Below are 16,249 nucleotides of genomic sequence, written 5' to 3'. Positions count from 1 at the left end.
AACTTAGCGCTCGGCTTCGAATTTCAGCATGTTGCCAGCAGTTTTCAACGGGTCGACGTTGTAGCTGCCGTTGGCGATCTTTTCTTTCAGTTCGGCAACTTTTGCGCTGTTGACCACCGGCTGGTTCTGCAGGTCGCCGGTGACTTTCTGCATGAACTGGGCGTTGTCGGACAGCTTGACGGTATCAGCCGCGGCACTGGTTTTTTCGGCAGCGCTGGCGGGGCTGGTCGCTTCGGTGCTGCGAACGCCATTGGTACGGGTGGTGCCGCTAACAGGTGTGGTACCACCGTTCACGCGGTTGAAGTCGATAACCATGATGTAAAACCTCGGGGATTCTGGACGCTTGCCTTGTTTTCGGCGCAATGAGAAAGAACTTTAGAAAAAAATTCGCTCATCGCCGCGGAGCCGTCGAACAGGGCCAGAGTGTAGGAAAAACCAGCTCTGGATGCCAGTTTCGGCTAGGCCTACATCGAGACTTCTACCTGCCCGGGCCCCGTTACCCGAGCTTTGACCACGCGATTGGAGCGCAGGTTGCGTACGCGGATCTGCTCGCCTGCACCACCGTCGGCCAGTGCCTCACCCGGCATGCGCACGGCGATAGCGCCACTGGAAGCGGTGATCACCACCTGATCACCCTTGCGCACTACCTCCGGCTGCTGCACCTGCACCGGCGCAAGCACTTGGTCCATTCCCGCAGGGCGCACCAACTTCAGCCCTACCGCCTGTTCAAGTGCCGTCAGGTAACCTTGAGTCAAGGGCCCGACATCTCGTTCACGCATGGCCACGTCCCCAGGGCCGATGATCTCCTCGCGCTTCATTGGCCGTGTCACGGTGACCACCTGCCGAAGCAGATGCACTTGCGCCGGTACGAACACGGTCCAGGGCGTCGTACCTTCGCAACGGATCTTCACCACCACACGGCCCACCGGCGTTGCCGGGCTCTGCAGCGAAGCTGCAAGTTGCTGATCGCAGCCGGGCATGTTCAATCGAGGGTCAAGATTGTTGACTTCTATCTCCGGTCGGCCATCAATTTGTGCTTTCGCCAAATAATCTTCCACCGTGAACTCAAGAAACCCCTGGGTGACACCGATAAGCTGTTCGGGCAAGGTGACATCGTCATCGGCGAGGCAGCGTCCAGAGCCGATGAAACTTATCAAGGTGGCCAAGCCGAACAGGCCGTGAATCAGTCGTCGTGAAAATGGCGTTTTCGTGTTCATGTCCGGGCTTTAGCAAGGGCCATGCCAACTTGCTTCATCAGGCTGGGCGCGGTGCTACCGCGCGCTTCACAGTTCAATGCGGAGGCTTCAAACATGGCTGGTGTAATGGATTCAGTGAACCAGCGCACACAACTGGTAGGGCAGAACCGCCTTGAGCTGCTGTTGTTCCGTCTGAACGGCCAGCAACTGTATGGGATCAACGTGTTCAAGGTTCGTGAGGTGCTTCAGTGCCCCAAGCTGACCCTGTTGCCCAAAGCAAACCCAGTGGTGCGTGGTGTAGCCAACATTCGCGGGGCGACCATTCCCATTCTCGACCTGGCGCTGGCGACCGGTGGTCGCAGCCTCGAGAAGATGGGTGACGCGTTCGTAATCATCACCGAGTACAACACCAAGATTCAGGGTTTTCTGGTGCACTCGGTCGAACGCATCGTGAACATGAATTGGGAGGCGATTCATCCGCCACCCAAGGGTACTGGCCGGGATCACTACCTCACGGCGGTGACGCGGGTCGAAAACCAGTTGGTGGAAATCATCGACGTGGAGAAAATCCTCTCGGAAGTGTCGCCGATGTCTGAGAGCGTCTCCAGTGGCGTGATCACCGAGGAGGTCCAGCAGAAGGCCACCACCTTGCGAGTGCTGACCGTGGACGATTCTTCGGTAGCGCGCAAGCAGGTGACGCGCTGCCTGGAAACCGTTGGGGTTGAGGTTACGGCCCTCAATGATGGCCGCCAGGCGCTGGAATACCTAAAAAACATGGTGGCCGAGGGCAAGGACCCGTCCCAGGAATTTCTAATGTTGATCTCCGACATCGAAATGCCGGAAATGGACGGCTATACCTTAACGGCGGAAATCCGTAACGACCCGCGCATGCAGAAATTGCATATCATTCTGCATACCTCGCTTTCGGGGGTGTTCAACCAGGCTATGGTCAAGAAAGTCGGTGCCGATGACTTCCTGGCCAAGTTTCGCCCGGACGATCTGGCGGCGCGGGTAGTCGAACGCATCAACGCACGCGGCTGATTGTGATTAAACAGGCCAGGGGCGCAGCGCCTGGCGATCTTTTCTTGAGTAGGGGCGGCAGCTTGTCAACGGCCAATCTAGATTTCGAACAGTTCAGGAATTTCCTGGAAAAAGCCTGTGGCATCCTGCTGGGGGAGAACAAGCAGTACCTGGTCTCCAGCCGGCTCAACAAATTGATGGAGCAGCAGGGCATCAAAACTCTGGGTGAGCTGGTGCAGCGTATCCAGAGCCAGCCCCGCGGGGGCTTGCGTGAGCAGGTGGTCGATGCGATGACCACCAACGAAACCCTGTGGTTTCGCGATACCTACCCCTTCGAGGTGATGAAAAACAAGGTCATCCCGGAAATGCTCAAGGCTTCCCCCGGCCAGCGCCTGCGGGTGTGGTCGGCGGCCTGTTCTTCGGGGCAGGAGCCGTATTCGCTGTCGATGACCTTCGACGAATTCGAGCGTAGCAACCCCGGTGCGATGAAGATGGGGGCGCAGATCGTGGCGACCGACCTGTCACCTTCGATGCTCGCCAACTGCAAGAGTGGCGAATATGACAGCCTGGCCATCGGCCGGGGCCTTTCGCCGGATCGTCTGCAGCGGTATTTCGACAGCAAGCCGGGCGGGCGCTGGGCGGTCAAGATGCCGATCCGCTCGCGGGTCGAGTTCCGGCCGATCAACTTGCTCGACAGCTATTCGGTGCTGGGCAAGTTTGACGTGGTGTTCTGCCGCAATGTCCTGATTTACTTCTCTGCCGAGGTGAAAAAAGACATCCTCAAACGCATCCATGGCGTGCTCAAGCCCGGAGGGTATCTGTTCCTTGGGGCGTCCGAAGCCCTCAATGGCTTGCCAGACCACTATCAGATGGTCCAGTGCAGCCCCGGTATCATCTACCAAGCCAAATGACTGCAGCTGTGGCGCGGCGAGATCGCCGCCGCGCCAGGCATGACGCTGCGGGAGGCGCATGACCCTAGCCCTGTTGATTGCCCTGGTGCCTATCGCGCTGCTGATCGCCATGGGTGCCTGGCTCCGGCGCAGTGGTTTTCTGGCGGAGGGTTTTTGGCCACAAGCCGAGCGGCTTGGCTACTACGTGCTGTTGCCTTCACTGTTCCTGCATGGCATGGCCACTGCGCGGCTCGATGGGGTGCCGGTGCAGGCGATGATTCTAGCGCTGGTGGGCTCCACGCTGCTGGTTGCCGCGCTGTTGGTCGGCGCCCGGGCCTGGGTAGGCGGTGAAGATGCGGCCTTTACCTCGGTATTCCAGGGTGGGGTGCGCTTCAACAATTACGTAGGCGTGTCAGCAATGGTTGGCCTATTCGGTGCCCAGGGCGTGGCGCTGGCGGCGGTCGCCAACGCTGCGATCGTGCCAACGGTCAATATTCTGTGTGTGCTGGTATTCGCGCGTTTTGGCAGCGGCGGGAGAATGCCGCCGGCCAAGGTCGCCCGGCAGGTGGCACTCAACCCGCTGGTGCTGGCGTGCTTTGCAGGAATTTCTCTGCATGGGCTGGGCATCGGTTTGCCGGCCATGGTGGAGCCTGCCCTGCGAGCGCTGGGTCAGGCTTCGCTACCGCTGGGGCTGCTATGTGTAGGCGCGGCGTTGGAGCTGAGCGCTGCTCGTCGGTGGCTGCGGCCACTGGCGTTTTCCTCTTTCGCCAAATTTCTGCTGATGCCGCTGGCGGCGCTGCTGGCATGCCATCTGTGTGGCCTCGATGGCGCGGCTGCGGTCGCAGTGCTGGTATTCCAAGCCCTGCCCACCGCCTCCTCCTCCTACATCATGGCTCGCCAGTTGGGCGGCGATGCCCCGCTGATGGCCGGGATCATCGCCTGCCAGACTCTGCTTGCGGCCTTGGCATTGCCGCTAGCAGTCGCATCGTTGCTGCCAATAATCTGAACCCTAATTGCTTGCCGCCCAAAGCCTCGGTGTTGGCCCGGCCCTTGCTATCTCATCCTCGCGCGACGAATTGCCGCCGCCATAAAAGCGGCAAACCCTTTGCCACCGTATTGCCGTTTTTGCCGCCGTTTACCGGAAACCAATTGCCGCTTTTCTGGCAGCCCACATCGGGGAAAAGGCTACAAGCGTTGAGTTAGAAGGCTTTGGCGGAGTTGGCACAGCACTTGCTATAGGGTATTCGTCATCACCGATTTCACGTTAGAGGTTTGCGACCATGGGCATCAGTTTCGACCAGGCGCTGGGCATTCACGAGCAGGCGCTGAACTTTCGCGCCAAGCGCGCTGAGGTGCTGGCCAACAACATCGCCAACGCCGATACCCCCAACTACAAGGCCCGGGACATGGACTTTTCCTCCGTGCTGGCAGCGCAGGCGCAGAAGAGCAGTGGCGGCCAATTTGCCCTGGAGCGTACCAATGCCCAGCACATCGCCGCTGAAGGGTTCGACAGTGGCGCAGACTCGACCTTGAAGTACCGGGTGCCCAACGCGCCTTCGTTGGACCAGAACACCGTCGACGCCCAGCTCGAATCTTCGACCTACGCGCAGAACGCTGTGGACTTCCAGGCCAGCTTCACGCTGCTGAACAACAAATTCAAAGGGCTGGTCACTGCCCTTCGCGGAGAGTAACCGATGTCTCTTTCGAGCGTTTTCAACATCGCCGGTACCGGCATGAGCGCCCAGACCACTCGCCTGAACACCGTGGCCAGCAACATCGCCAACGCCGAGACCGTATCGTCGAGCCTGGACCAGACCTACCGTGCACGCCACCCGGTGTTCGCCACCGTGCTGGCTGGCCAGCAAGGCGGCGCTGGCGCCGGCGGCTCGCTGTTCGATGACGCAGGCAGTGGCGCTCAGGGTGTGCAGGTTTCGGGGATCGTCGAGGACCAGAGCAACCTTGAGGCGCGTTACGAGCCCAACAACCCGGCCGCCAACAAGGACGGCTATGTGTACTACCCGAACGTGAATGTGGTTGAGGAAATGGCCGACATGATCTCCGCGAGCCGGTCGTTTCAGACCAACGCCGACATCATGAACACCGCCAAGACCATGATGCAGAAAGTGCTGACGCTGGGCCAGTAAGCCAAGGGACCGACCATGACCACCACTACCGATAGCACCAGCTCGTCGATCCTTTCGGACTACGCGCTGCCTTCGAGCAAGTCCAGTGCCGCCGGCACGACCAGCTCGACCGACACCAGCAAGAACGCCCTGGGCAAGGATGCGTTCCTCAAGCTGCTGGTGACTCAGATGAAGAACCAGAACCCGCTGGACCCGCAGGACAACTCCGAGTTCGTGGCGCAGCTGGCCCAGTTCAGCAGCGTCGAGAGCCTGAGCAACCTGAATGAGACGGTCTCGGGCCTGGCCAGCAACTACACCTCGTCGCAAGCGCTGCAGGCCTCCTCGTTGGTCGGCCACTCGGTTATCAGCAAGGCGAGTTCTACCCTGGTCAATACCGCCAACGGCATGACCGGCCAGGTGGCGCTGACCGGAGCCACCACCGACTTGTCCGTCAACATCTATGACGCCAGCGGCAATGTGGTGAAGAACATCGACCTGGGCAAGCAGAGCGCTGGCGATATCGGCTTCAGTTGGGACGGTACCGACAACGAAGGCAACCCGTTGCCCTCCGGTACCTACAAATTCAGCGCCAGTGCCACTCAGGATGGCAAAGGCGTCGCGATGGACACTTACCTGCCTTCGACGGTCGTCAGTGTGACCGTGGGCAGCACCGCTGGGGATATGACCCTGAAACTGGCCGATGGCTCGAGCATCGCGCTGTCGCAAGTCAAAACCGTTGGATTGTAAGCCGATACATCGGCCAGGAGATTAATCAATGTCGTTCAATGTCGGCCTCAGCGGCCTCAATGCAGCCAATACCGCACTCAACGTAACCGGTAACAACATCGCCAACTCGGCGACCACCGGTTTCAAATCATCACGCGCCGAATTCGGTGACGTGTACGCCAACTCGCTGTTTCTGGGCAGTGCCAAGAACGGCGTAGGCTCGGGTGTAACCACCGAGCAGATTTCCCAGCAGTTCACCCAAGGCACCATCACCAATACCGGTGCCAGCCTGGACCTGGCCATCAACGGCAATGGTTTCTTCATCACCAGCGACAACGGCAGCCGTGTGTATACCCGCGCTGGCGCCTTTGGCACTGACAAGGCCGGCAACATCGTCGATGCCAACAACAATCAGCTGCTGGGTTATGGCGTGGACGCCGACGGCAAGGTCATTCAGGGAGTGATGACCCCGCTGAAGGTCGATACCTCGGCCCTGGCGCCCAAGCCGACCGACACCCTCAGCGAAACCATGAACCTGAACTCCAGCTCAGCGGCGCCTTCTGTTACGCCGTTCTCGGCTTCTGACACCAACACCTACAACTACAGCTTCAGCACCGATATCTACGACAGCCAGGGCAACTCGCACAGCATGACCCAGTACTTCGTCAAGACCGGTACCAATAGCTGGTCGATGTACGCCACGGTCGACGGTGTGAACCCCAGCGACCCTAGCAGCACCGAGCCGTATCAGGTCGACATGACGTTCAGCTCCAGCGGCGCACTGGCCACCGCTACGCCGGTAACGCCTACCGTCGGCAAGGGTTTCACTGTATCGGGCACCGGCAAGTTTCTGATGGACGACTGGACACCTTCGGCCAAGAACGCCGCAGGCGTGATGGTGCCCAACGGTTCGGCCCAGGCCGCCGGCGGCCTGAACCTGAACATGGCCGACACCACCTCCTACAACACCAGCTCTGCGGTCACCGCCAAGGATCAGAACGGCTATGCCACCGGCAGCCTGTCGAGCCTGAGCATCGATGCCCAGGGTAACCTGTTCGGTACCTACAGCAACGGTAAGTCCAAGACCATTGGCCAAGTGGTGCTGGCCAACTTCGCCAACGTGCAGGGCCTGACCCCTAACGGCAACACCGGCTGGCGCGAGTCGGCCGCCTCCGGTGTGCCGGTGGTGGGTACGCCGGAAAGTGGCACCATGGGCACGCTCAACGCCGGTGCGTTGGAAGAGTCGAACGTCGACCTGACTGCTGAGCTTGTGAACCTGATCAAGGCGCAGAGCAACTACCAGGCCAACGCCAAGACCATTTCCACTGAAAGCACCATCATGCAGACCATCATTCAGATGACCTGATAGGCGAGGGCGGCACGGACGCCGCCGGTTTTCCGGCTTTTACCGGAAGGAGTCGTCACGATGGTGGTGCGTTTAATGGTATTGCTCGCGCTGCTCAACGGCAGCGCCAGCGCCGGCCCCGCGCCCTGGTACAAGTACCGTGCAATGGCCGGCGGCCAGGTCATCTGCGTGCAGACCGACCCTGGCCCCCAGTTTCAGCGTTTTGCAGGGCCGTTTCAGAATGCCGGCTGCCGCCCCTGAGCGGTACCGGCTGATGGCAGGCAGAAACCGGGTGTGATGCCCCAAGGCAGGTTTCTGCTTGCCGCTTTGCCGCCAGGCGGCAAGGTGTCGACGTTTTTTCGGCGCCCCGGCAGCGTCAAAATTCCTCCCTATCGCTACAGGCCCCGTATTTCGCGGCTTGCAGAAGAAATCTCAAAGTTGGCCCGCCCTTTGCTATAGCCATGGCAACTCACAGTTTTCGGTGGCAACCGCGCCGAGGGAGATGCTCGATGGACAAGATGCTTTACGTGGCAATGACCGGTGCCAGCCAGAACGCGCTTGCACAGAAGGTGCACGCCAACAACCTGGCCAACGTTTCCACCAACGGTTTTCAGAAGGACCTCGAACAGGCCCGCTCCATGCCTGTGTTCGGCGACACCTTCCCCTCGCGCGCCTATGCCATGACCGAGCGCCCCGCTACCGATATGAGCGGTGGCCCGATGATCGAGACCGGGCGTGACCTGGACATCGCCATCGGCGGCGAAGGCTGGATCGCGGTGCAGGGCGCAGACGGCAAAGAAGCCTACACCAAAAGCGCCAGCCTGAACGTCGATGCGCTGGGTGTATTGCGCACCAGCACCGGCCTTGCCGTGCTGGGCAACGGGGGCACCATCGCCGTGCCGCCGGACGACAAGATCGAGATCGGCCAGGACGGCACCATCAGCATCCGTTCCCTGGGCCAGAGCCCGTCGGTGATGGCAGTGGTCGACCGGCTGAAGCTGGTCAGTGCCAAGGACAGCGAGCTGACCAAAGGCACCGATGGCCTGATTCGTACCACCAGCGGCCAGCCCGCGGCGGTGGATGCCAATGTGCAGGTGTCTTCAGGTTTCCTGCAGGGCAGTAACGTCAACGCGGTCGAGGAAATGACCCAGGTGATGGCGCTTTCCCGGCAATTTGAAATGCACATCAAGATGATGACCACGGCCAAGGAAGATGATGAGTCGATGGCACGCGTCCTGCAAATGACCTGATAACCCACACCTTTATTGACAGTACCGGCCGCCCCGCGGCGTACAGGAGAACAGCATGCTTCCAGCTCTTTGGGTCAGTAAAACCGGCCTGGCCGCCCAGGACACCAACCTGGCTACCATCTCGAACAACCTGGCCAACGTCTCGACCACCGGCTTCAAGAAAGACCGTGCCGAGTTCCAGGACCTGCTCTACCAGATCAAGCGCCAGCCCGGTGCTCAGTCCACCCAGGACAGCCAGCTGCCATCCGGCCTGCAGGTCGGTACCGGTGTGCGCATCGTCGGCACCCAGAAGAACTTCACCGAAGGCAGCCTGCAGACGACTGACCAGCCGCTGGACATGGCCATCAACGGCCACGGGTTCTTCCAGATCACCCAGGCTGACGGCACCATCGCCTACACCCGCGATGGCACCTTCCACCTGAACTCCGACGGCCAGATCGTCACCGCCAACGGTACGCCGCTGCAGCCGGCGATCATCGTACCCGCCGAAGCGCAGAGCTTCACCGTAGGCACCGATGGCACTGTCTCGATCACCACTGCCGGTAACGCCGCCTCCCAGGTGATCGGCAACATCCAGACCGCCGACTTCGTCAACCCGGCCGGCCTTCAGGCTATCGGCGGCAACCTGTACCTGGAAACCGCTTCCAGCGGCGCGCCCAACGTCGGTACCCCGGGCCTGAACGGCTTCGGCACCGTGCTGCAGAACACCCTGGAGAACTCCAACGTCAGTACCGTTGAAGAGCTGGTGAACATGATCACCACCCAGCGCGCCTACGAGATGAACTCCAAGGTCATTTCTACCGCCGACCAGATGCTTGGCACCCTGACTCAGAACCTGTAATTGCCCATCAACCGGCTGAAGGATCAGTAACTCCTGTGAGGTCGAAGCTCAAATGAAACGTCTGCCTGTCGCTGTGTTGCTGGTCGGCTCCACCTTGCTCGGGGGCTGCATGTCGCCTCCGCCCAGACCGAACGACCCGTACTACGCGCCGGTGTTGCCGCGTACGCCATTGCCGGCAGCGGCCAACAACGGCTCGATCTACCAGGCCGGCTTCGACCAGAACCTGTACACCGATCGCAAGGCGTTCCGGGTCGGTGACATCATCACCATCACCTTGAACGAGAAGATGTCGGCTTCCAAAAGCGCCAACTCCAAGGTGAGCAAGGACAGCAGCAACAAGATGGGCCTGACTGCGCTGTTCGGCGGGGCGGTCAAGGGCACCAACCCGATCAGTGGCAACGGTGCCGACCTGAGCGTGGGCTACAGCGGCGCCCGCTCTACCGACGGTGATGCCAAGTCGGCCCAGGCCAATACCTTGACGGGGTCGATTACCGTGACCGTGGCCGACGTGCTGCCCAACGGCATCATCTCCGTGCGGGGCGAGAAATGGCTGACCCTCAACACCGGCGAAGAGCTGGTTCGCATAGCTGGCCTGATTCGTGCAGATGACATTGCGACCGACAATACCGTGTCGTCCACCCGTGTCGCTGACGCCCGCATCACTTATTCGGGCACCGGCTCCTTCGCGGAGGCGAGCCAGCCGGGTTGGCTGGACCGGTTTTTCGGCAGCCCGTATTACCCTTTCTGAGTGCGCACGAACATGACCAAACTCAACGCTGTGCTGGTGGCTGCTTTCCTGTTTCTGGGCCTGGGCGGGGTTGCCCAGGCTGAACGGCTCAAGGATATCGCCAGCGTCCAAGGCGTGCGCAGCAACCAGTTGATCGGCTATGGCCTGGTCGTGGGCCTCGACGGCACCGGTGACCAGACCACCCAGACCCCGTTCACCTTGCAGACCTTCAACAACATGCTGGCCCAGTTCGGCATCAAGGTGCCCGCCGGCACCAGCACTACCCAGCTCAAGAACGTTGCAGCGGTCTCGATCCATGCCGACCTGCCCGCCTTCGCCAAGCCGGGCCAGACCATCGACATCACTGTGTCGTCGATCGGTAACTCCAAAAGCCTGCGCGGCGGCAGCCTGCTGATGACGCCGCTCAAGGGTATCGACGGCAACGTGTACGCCATTGCCCAGGGCAACCTGGTGGTGGGCGGTTTTGACGCCGAAGGCCGCGACGGTTCCAAGATCACCGTCAACGTCCCGTCGGCCGGCCGCATCCCGGGTGGTGCCATGGTCGAGCGTTCGGTGCCGAGCGGCTTCGACCAGGGCAATTACCTGACCCTGAACCTGAACCGCCCCGACTTCACCACCGCCAAGCACATCGTCGACAAGGTCAATGAGCTGCTTGGCCCCGGCGTGGCCACGGCCGTCGATGGTGGCTCGGTGCGTGTGACCGCGCCGCTGGACCCTAATCAGCGCGTCGATTACCTGTCGATCCTCGAGAACCTGGAGGTAGACCCGGGCCAGGCCATGGCCAAGGTCATCATCAACTCGCGTACCGGCACCATCGTGATCGGCCAGAACGTCAAGGTTTCGCCGGCAGCTGTGACCCACGGCAGCCTGACGGTCACCATCACCGAAGACCCTATCGTCAGCCAGCCCGGCCCATTGTCCAACGGCCAGACCGCCGTGGTGCCGCGTTCGAAGGTCAATGCCGAGCAGGAAGCCAAGCCGATGTTCAAGTTCGGCCCAGGCACTACGCTTGACGAGATCGTGCGTGCGGTCAACCAGGTAGGCGCTGCGCCCAGCGACTTGATGGCGATTCTTGAAGCCTTGAAACAGGCCGGCGCTTTGCAAGCCGACCTGATCGTGATCTGAGGAGCCGGCCCATGGACATGCCTAAGGGCAGCACCGCCACTGGCGCAACCGATAGCGCTGCCTACACCGACCTGAACCGCTTGAGCTCGCTCAAGTACGGTGATCGCGACAGCGAGGCGAACCTGCGCAAGGTGGCTCAGGAGTTCGAGTCGGTGTTCGTCGGTGAGATGCTCAAGTCCATGCGGTCGGCCAACAACGTGTTCGCCGAAGGCGACCCGATGAACAGCTCTACGGTCAAGCAGTACCAGGACATGTACGACCAGCAGTTGGCCGTGAGCATGTCGCACCAGGGCAACGGCATCGGCCTGCAGAACGTGCTGATGCGCCAGCTTTCCAAGAGTGCCGGCCACAGCGTCGGCGATGGCCGCAACCCGTTCAATCGCACTGTGGACAACAGCCAGCACATGCTCGGAGCCCAGCGTGACGCTGCTGCCGATGGCCGCAACGCTTCAGTGCACAATGACATGGCCAAGCTCAATGAGCGCCGGCTGCAATTGCCAAGCAAGGCCGCCGACCGGCTATTGGCCGGCATCGTGCCGTCTACCGACGCCAGCAAGCTGGCACGAGACGGCGAGACCACTGCCAAATTCACCCTGCTGCACCCGGAAAAAGCCAATCGCATCAGCGTGCCCGGCAGTGCGCCCTCAACCATTGCCCAGGCCGTTGCGGGCGCCAATGCGGCCAAGCCGGTGCAGGGCGAGGGCAGCTATGGCGACTGGACCCAGAGCATCACCAGCGGTACGGCGGCCGCAGCCGGCACGCGCAGTTATTCCCAAGTGCCGCTGGCGCCGAACAAGGCCGCGTTCAAGTCGCCCGACGAATTCATCGCCACCATGCTGCCCATGGCCCAGGATGCCGCTGCGCGCATTGGTGTGGACCCTACCGTGCTCGTCGCTCAGGCAGCGCTGGAAACCGGCTGGGGTAAATCGATCCTTCGCCAGGACGATGGCAGCAGCAGCTTCAACCTGTTCAACATCAAGGCTACCGGCAGTTGGAAGGGCGACTCGGCGCGCGCGGTCACCAGCGAGTATGAAAACGGCCAGGTGGTCAAGGAAACGGCCCAGTTCCGTGCCTATGGCTCTTACGCCGACAGCTTCCATGACCTGGTGAACCTGCTGCAGAACAACGATCGCTATCAAGGTGTGCTCAAGGCTGCCGATAACCCGGAACAATTCGTGAAAGAGCTGCAGAAGGCCGGTTATGCAACCGACCCGAACTACGCGAGCAAGATCACTGCGATCGCCCGGCAGCTTCAGAGTTACGAGAATTACGCGGCCAGCAGCGCCACCACTAAGGCTTTGTGAGTAAGGTTGAACCATGGCGAATCTGATCAATATCGGTCTTAGCGGCCTGACCGCCAACCAGGCGGCGATGAACGTCATCGGCAACAACGTCGCCAACGCCGACACCAAGGGCTACTCGCGCCAGACGGTTTCGACCGCGGCCACCGGCATGCAGAACATCGGCGTCGGCTACCTGGGTAGCGGCACCACCATTTCCGACGTTCGCCGGATCTACAACAGCTACATGGAGCGGCAGCTTCAGACCACCACGTCGCTGAGCGCCGATGCCGAGGCCTATCAGACCCAAGTCAATGCCACTGACTCGCTGTTGTCCGACAGCAGCACCGGCATTGCTTCGGCGCTAACCAGCTTTTTCACCTCGCTGCAGACCGCGGCCTCCAGCCCCAACGACAGCTCGGCGCGGCAATTGCTGCTGACCCAGGCACAGGGCCTGTCGAGCCGCTTCCAGTCGATTTCCAGCCAGTTGAGCCAGCAGAACGACGGCATCAATTCGCAACTCAAGGCGCTGTCGGACCAGGTCAACAACCTGAGCAGCCAGGTGGCTTCGCTCAACCAGCAGATTTCTGCGCTTTCGGCTTCCGGTACCCAGCCCAACTCCCTGCTCGATGCGCGCAACGAGGCCGTACGCTCGCTCAATGAGCTGGTGGGTGTGACCGTGCAAGAGCGGGACGGCAGCTATGACGTTTACCTGGGCACCGGCCAGCCGCTGGTGAGCGGGGTCAATTCCAACAAGCTCAGTGCTGGCCCAAGCACCACCGACAGTGGCCAGTTCTCGCTGACCCTGCAGATGCCCAACTTCACCACCGATGTCACCTCGGTGGCCACCGGTGGCAGCATCGGCGGCCTGCTGCGGTATCGCAGCGACGTGCTCAACCCCACCATCAACTCGCTGGGGCGCATCGCGCTGACCGTCAGCGACGCCGTCAATACCCAGTTGGGGCAGGGCCTCGATGCCAATGGGCAATTCGGTAGCTCGCTGTTCGCCGACATCAACAACAGCATTGCCATCACCCAGCGCAGCGTGGGCGCGATCACCAACAATGCCGCCTCCGGAAACCTGGATGTCAAGATCACCGACACCAGCCAGCTGACCACTTACGACTACCAGGTCAAGTTCAGCGACGCCGACAACTACAGCGTGACGCGCTCCGACGGCACCTCCATGGGCAGCTACAAGCTCAGCGACTCGCCTGCACCGACCATCGACGGCTTCCAGCTGTCGCTCAATGGCGGTGGCCTGAGCGCTGGCGATAGCTTCAAGGTGCAGCCAACCCGCTCGGGTACCAACAGCATCGGCACCACCCTGACTGACCCCAGCAAGCTGGCCTTCGCCGCGCCGCTGGTGGGCACCGCTGGCAGCAGCAACACCGGCACCGGCGTGATTACCCAGCCGACGCTGACCACCCAGCTCGACACCAGCGACCCCGTTGCGCTCAGCGAAATGCAGAACGCAGTGAAGAACTCCACGCCCGTGAAGCTGGTGTTCAGTGCGGCCAGCGGTGGCAGCCAGAACTACACGATGTACAACGCCCAAGGTGCGTCGATCGGTACCGGCAGCATTGTGCCGGGCCAGGCCAACACCCTGAGCTTGTCCATCCCGATGGTCGACGCCAACGGCAACCCGATTCTCGATGGCAGTGGTGCGCAGAAGACATTCAGCGCCGAAATGACCCTCAACGGATCGCCCGCCGCGTCCGACAGTTTCAGCGTAGCGTTCAACTCCGCCGGCAAGACCGACAACCGCAATGCTCAGCAACTGCTGGCGCTGCAAACCAAGGCCACTATCGGCGTACGTGACGGCAATACCGGCATGAGCCTGACCAACGCCAATGCCTCCCTGGTGGAGAACGTCGGCGCCAAGGCCGCTCAGGCCAAGACGGACGTAGGCCTCACCGGCAGCCTGCTCGACACGGCCAAGAACAACCGCGACTCGGTCTCGGGGGTGAGCCTGGATGAAGAAGCTTCTTCGCTGGTCAAGTACCAGCAGTACTTCACCGCTTCTTCGCAAATCATCAAGACAGCGCAGTCGATCTTCGACACGCTGATCAACGCGCTCTGAGGAGTTGCCCGCCATGATGCGTATCTCTACCGCCCAATATTTCGATAGCAGCTCGACCAACTACGCCCGCAACTACAACAACCTGGTCGCCAGCAGCGAGGAAGCCACCACCCAGGTGCGCGTGAAAACCGGTGCAGACGATCCGGTGGGCGCCGCCCGTTTGCTTCAACTCGACCAGCAGAGCTCGATGCTCAAGCAGTTCAAGGGCAACATCACTACGGTGACCAACAAGCTGGGCCAGTCCGAGGCCGTGCTGACCAGCGTGACCCAAGTGCTGCAGCGCGCACGCGAGCTGGCCATGAGCGCAGGCAACGGTGCAATGACCGACGCCGACCGCGGCTCGATCGCCTCGGAACTGGGGCAGATCCAGGACCAGTTGCAGACGCTGATGAACAGCAAGGACGAGAACGGCCAGTACCTGTTCTCCGGCTCCAAGAGCGATGTCGCACCGTTCAGCAAGAACGCCGACGGCACCTACAGCTACAACGGTGACCAGACCGTGCAGAGCCTGCAGGTGGGCGACCAGCTGTCGGTGGGCATCAACGAAACCGGTTACTCGGTGTTCGAGCAGGCGGTCAATACAGCCCGTACCAGCGTCACTGCCGGCAACGCCGATGGCAAGGCGGTGATCTCCAATGGTTTGGTTCAGAGCAGCGCGACGTTCAATAGCGATTTTCGCAAGGGCGAGCCCTACACCATTACCTTCACCAGCGCGACCCAGCTGAAGATCACCGATGCCAGCGGCAATGACCTGACCGGCGAGCTCTCGCAGAACGGTGAGGTCACCAGCACCACTGGCCAGAGTGTTGGGTTTCGCGGGCTGAGCCTGAACCTGGACGTCAACCTGGCCAAGGGCGAAGACCCGGCCACCGCCCTGACCGGGCGCAGTTTCACGTTGCAGTCCACGCCTGACACCTTCACGGTGAACCGCAACCCCGGCAATGCCTCCACGGCAGTGGTCACCGGCGCCAGCGTGAGCAATGCGGCGACCTACAACAGTGCCTTTCCACAAGGTACCGCGGTGGTCAAATACACCGACGCCAACAACGTCGCCCTCTACGCAGCGCCGATCACCGACGACAGCAAGCCGGTGGCAACGGCCCCGGTGACTGCGCCGGGAACCTCGGTAAATGTCGGCGGTGTGACTTTCCAGCTCAGCGGTGCTGCCCAGGCCGGTGATCAGTTCCAGGTCGCGGTGGATAACCATCAGACCCAGAACATCCTGGACACCTTGACCCAACTGCGCCAGGCACTGACCACCCCGATCGACGGCAACACCACGGCCAAGCAGAACTTCCAGGCCCAGTTGAATGCGAGCCTTTCGAACCTCAACAGCGGTGCCGAAACCCTTGGCAATGCGGTCAGCTCCATCGGTGCGCGCGGCAATGCCCTGGACATCCAGACTGCCACCAATGAGTCGTTGACCCTGGCCAACACCAATACGGCGTCGTCGATCCGAAACAGCGACTATGCCGAGGTGATGACGCGTGTAACCCTTCAGCAGACCATGCTGCAGGCCGCGCAGCTGACTTTCAGCAAAGTTTCGCAACTGAGCCTGTTCAACCGCCTCTAAGCTTTGCTGGCCGGCGCTCGCCAACGCGAGGCCGGCCTTTTTCATTTTT

The 16,249-nt window shown here is 61.2% G+C and carries 17 protein-coding genes; 15 read left to right on the top strand and 2 right to left on the bottom strand.

The genetic code is table 11. The features are described from left to right. Positions 1-3: 3 nt before the first annotated feature. Positions 4-315 carry a flagellar biosynthesis anti-sigma factor FlgM gene (flgM, locus tag F474_RS14140; protein ID WP_097084981.1) on the bottom strand — a complete coding sequence of 104 codons (312 nt, stop codon included), beginning with the start codon at positions 313-315 and terminating at the stop codon, positions 4-6. 149 nt (positions 316-464) lie between these two features. Beyond that, positions 465-1,217: a flagellar basal body P-ring formation chaperone FlgA gene (gene flgA, locus F474_RS14135; RefSeq protein WP_097084982.1), complete on the bottom strand. Its 753-nt coding sequence runs from the start codon at positions 1,215-1,217 to the stop codon at positions 465-467. Between the two features lie 93 nt (positions 1,218-1,310). On the opposite strand from flgA, the gene F474_RS14130 reads away from it, so the two are divergent. From F474_RS14130 to F474_RS14060, 15 genes are all read left to right on the top strand, one after another. Further along, the gene (locus F474_RS14130) at positions 1,311-2,237 is read left to right on the top strand and encodes a chemotaxis protein CheV (RefSeq protein WP_097085253.1); all 927 of its coding nucleotides are present in this window, start codon (positions 1,311-1,313) and stop codon (positions 2,235-2,237) included. A gap of 62 nt (positions 2,238-2,299) precedes the next feature. Beyond that, positions 2,300-3,127: a protein-glutamate O-methyltransferase CheR gene (gene cheR / locus F474_RS14125; protein WP_097084983.1), complete on the top strand. Its 828-nt coding sequence runs from the start codon at positions 2,300-2,302 to the stop codon at positions 3,125-3,127. 58 nt (positions 3,128-3,185) lie between these two features. After that, positions 3,186-4,112 (top strand): AEC family transporter, encoded by a 927-nt coding sequence (locus tag F474_RS14120; RefSeq protein ID WP_097084984.1) that lies wholly within the window; start codon positions 3,186-3,188, stop codon positions 4,110-4,112. A 274-nt stretch (positions 4,113-4,386) separates the two neighbouring features. Beyond that, a complete protein-coding gene (gene flgB / locus F474_RS14115; RefSeq protein WP_097084985.1) occupies positions 4,387-4,797 on the top strand; it encodes a flagellar basal body rod protein FlgB in 411 nt (136 codons plus the stop codon). Positions 4,798-4,800: 3 nt separating this feature from the next. Beyond that, a complete protein-coding gene (gene flgC / locus F474_RS14110; RefSeq protein ID WP_097084986.1) occupies positions 4,801-5,250 on the top strand; it encodes a flagellar basal body rod protein FlgC in 450 nt (149 codons plus the stop codon). A 15-nt stretch (positions 5,251-5,265) separates the two neighbouring features. Further along, positions 5,266-5,976 (top strand): flagellar hook assembly protein FlgD, encoded by a 711-nt coding sequence (locus F474_RS14105; RefSeq protein WP_097084987.1) that lies wholly within the window; start codon positions 5,266-5,268, stop codon positions 5,974-5,976. A gap of 28 nt (positions 5,977-6,004) precedes the next feature. After that, entirely contained in the window at positions 6,005-7,321 is a 1,317-nt protein-coding gene (gene flgE / locus F474_RS14100) for a flagellar hook protein FlgE (RefSeq protein WP_097084988.1), read from the top strand. Between the two features lie 60 nt (positions 7,322-7,381). Then, entirely contained in the window at positions 7,382-7,561 is a 180-nt protein-coding gene (locus tag F474_RS14095; RefSeq protein WP_097084989.1) for a hypothetical protein, read from the top strand. Between the two features lie 248 nt (positions 7,562-7,809). Then, complete coding sequence (locus F474_RS14090; RefSeq protein WP_097084990.1) at positions 7,810-8,550, top strand: flagellar basal body rod protein FlgF; 741 nt, start codon at positions 7,810-7,812, stop codon at positions 8,548-8,550. A 55-nt stretch (positions 8,551-8,605) separates the two neighbouring features. Next, positions 8,606-9,391 (top strand): flagellar basal-body rod protein FlgG, encoded by a 786-nt coding sequence (flgG, locus tag F474_RS14085; RefSeq protein ID WP_097084991.1) that lies wholly within the window; start codon positions 8,606-8,608, stop codon positions 9,389-9,391. 52 nt (positions 9,392-9,443) lie between these two features. Further along, complete coding sequence (flgH, locus tag F474_RS14080) at positions 9,444-10,139, top strand: flagellar basal body L-ring protein FlgH (protein WP_097084992.1); 696 nt, start codon at positions 9,444-9,446, stop codon at positions 10,137-10,139. Positions 10,140-10,151: 12 nt separating this feature from the next. Beyond that, positions 10,152-11,264, top strand: coding sequence for a flagellar basal body P-ring protein FlgI (locus F474_RS14075; protein WP_165830318.1), 1,113 nt, complete (start codon positions 10,152-10,154; stop codon positions 11,262-11,264). Between the two features lie 11 nt (positions 11,265-11,275). Next, entirely contained in the window at positions 11,276-12,568 is a 1,293-nt protein-coding gene (flgJ, locus tag F474_RS14070) for a flagellar assembly peptidoglycan hydrolase FlgJ (RefSeq protein ID WP_097084993.1), read from the top strand. Positions 12,569-12,581: 13 nt separating this feature from the next. Beyond that, positions 12,582-14,627, top strand: coding sequence for a flagellar hook-associated protein FlgK (flgK, locus tag F474_RS14065; protein WP_097084994.1), 2,046 nt, complete (start codon positions 12,582-12,584; stop codon positions 14,625-14,627). Between the two features lie 16 nt (positions 14,628-14,643). Next, a complete protein-coding gene (locus F474_RS14060; protein ID WP_097085255.1) occupies positions 14,644-16,200 on the top strand; it encodes a flagellar hook-associated protein 3 in 1,557 nt (518 codons plus the stop codon). The last annotated feature ends 49 nt before the right edge of the window (positions 16,201-16,249 follow it).

Source organism: Pseudomonas sp. URIL14HWK12:I12 (assembly GCF_003097135.1).
Classification (GTDB): domain Bacteria; phylum Pseudomonadota; class Gammaproteobacteria; order Pseudomonadales; family Pseudomonadaceae; genus Aquipseudomonas.
The sequence above is the reverse complement of the archived record's forward strand: the minus strand, read 5'-3'. Positions and strand labels throughout refer to the sequence as shown.